At 53.0% G+C, this 1,728-nt stretch carries 1 tRNA gene and 1 rRNA gene; both read right to left on the bottom strand.

The window, feature by feature from the left end:
• Positions 1–2: 2 nt before the first annotated feature.
• Positions 3–79: transfer RNA gene (locus HHL21_RS21265), tRNA-Ile, on the bottom strand.
• Between the two features lie 92 nt (positions 80–171).
• Positions 172–1,700 (bottom strand): 16S ribosomal RNA (locus tag HHL21_RS21260).
• Between the last annotated feature and the right edge of the window lie 28 nt (positions 1,701–1,728).

The raw sequence follows: 1,728 nt of genomic DNA, 5'->3' as shown, positions 1-1,728 counted from the left end.
CCTGGTAGGGCTGGTTGGACTCGAACCAACGACCCCCGCGTTATCAACACGGTGCTCTAACCAGCTGAGCTACAGCCCCGACTTGGACACTGCTACTGTTTCTTTCAATTTCAACAGTCGATAAGAGTGGACGCTCAATGAGTGGGTTCTAAAACCCCGGTGCTACTCTAGAAAGGAGGTGATCCAGCCGCACCTTCCGATACGGCTACCTTGTTACGACTTCACCCCAGTCACGAATCCTACCGTGGTAAGCGCCCTCCTTGCGGTTAAGCTACCTACTTCTGGTAAAACCCGCTCCCATGGTGTGACGGGCGGTGTGTACAAGACCCGGGAACGTATTCACCGCGACATGCTGATCCGCGATTACTAGCGATTCCAACTTCATGTAGTCGAGTTGCAGACTACAATCCGGACTACGATACACTTTCTGGGATTAGCTCCCCCTCGCGGGTTGGCGGCCCTCTGTATGTACCATTGTATGACGTGTGAAGCCCTACCCATAAGGGCCATGAGGACTTGACGTCATCCCCACCTTCCTCCGGTTTGTCACCGGCAGTCTCATTAGAGTGCTCTTTCGTAGCAACTAATGACAAGGGTTGCGCTCGTTGCGGGACTTAACCCAACATCTCACGACACGAGCTGACGACAGCCATGCAGCACCTGTGTTACGGTTCTCTTTCGAGCACACCTCGATCTCTCGTGGCTTCCGTACATGTCAAGGGTAGGTAAGGTTTTTCGCGTTGCATCGAATTAATCCACATCATCCACCGCTTGTGCGGGTCCCCGTCAATTCCTTTGAGTTTTAATCTTGCGACCGTACTCCCCAGGCGGTCTACTTCACGCGTTAGCTGCGTTACCAAGTTAATTAAAACCCGACAACTAGTAGACATCGTTTAGGGCGTGGACTACCAGGGTATCTAATCCTGTTTGCTCCCCACGCTTTCGTGCATGAGCGTCAATCTTGACCCAGGGGGCTGCCTTCGCCATCGGTGTTCCTCCACATCTCTACGCATTTCACTGCTACACGTGGAATTCTACCCCCCTCTGCCAGATTCTAGCCTTGCAGTCTCCAATGCAATTCCCAGGTTGAGCCCGGGGATTTCACATCAGACTTACAAAACCGCCTGCGCACGCTTTACGCCCAGTAATTCCGATTAACGCTTGCACCCTACGTATTACCGCGGCTGCTGGCACGTAGTTAGCCGGTGCTTATTCTTCAGGTACCGTCATTAGCAAGAGATATTAGCTCTCACCGTTTCTTCCCTGACAAAAGAGCTTTACAACCCGAAGGCCTTCTTCACTCACGCGGCATTGCTGGATCAGGCTTGCGCCCATTGTCCAAAATTCCCCACTGCTGCCTCCCGTAGGAGTCTGGACCGTGTCTCAGTTCCAGTGTGGCTGGTCGTCCTCTCAGACCAGCTACTGATCGTAGCCTTGGTAGGCCTTTACCCTACCAACTAGCTAATCAGATATCGGCCGCTCCAGGAGCACAAGGCCTTGCGGTCCCCTGCTTTCATCCTTAGATCGTATGCGGTATTAGCGTAACTTTCGCTACGTTATCCCCCACTCTTGGGTACGTTCCGATATATTACTCACCCGTTCGCCACTCGCCGCCAGGTTGCCCCGCGCTGCCGTTCGACTTGCATGTGTAAAGCATGCCGCCAGCGTTCAATCTGAGCCAGGATCAAACTCTTCAGTTTAATCTCTGTTTGTTGGCATTTCTGCCAC

It is taken from the genome of Massilia polaris, from assembly GCF_012927275.1.
Taxonomy (GTDB): domain Bacteria; phylum Pseudomonadota; class Gammaproteobacteria; order Burkholderiales; family Burkholderiaceae_D; genus Telluria_A; species Telluria_A polaris.
This window is presented reverse-complemented; position numbering and strand designations above follow the sequence as displayed.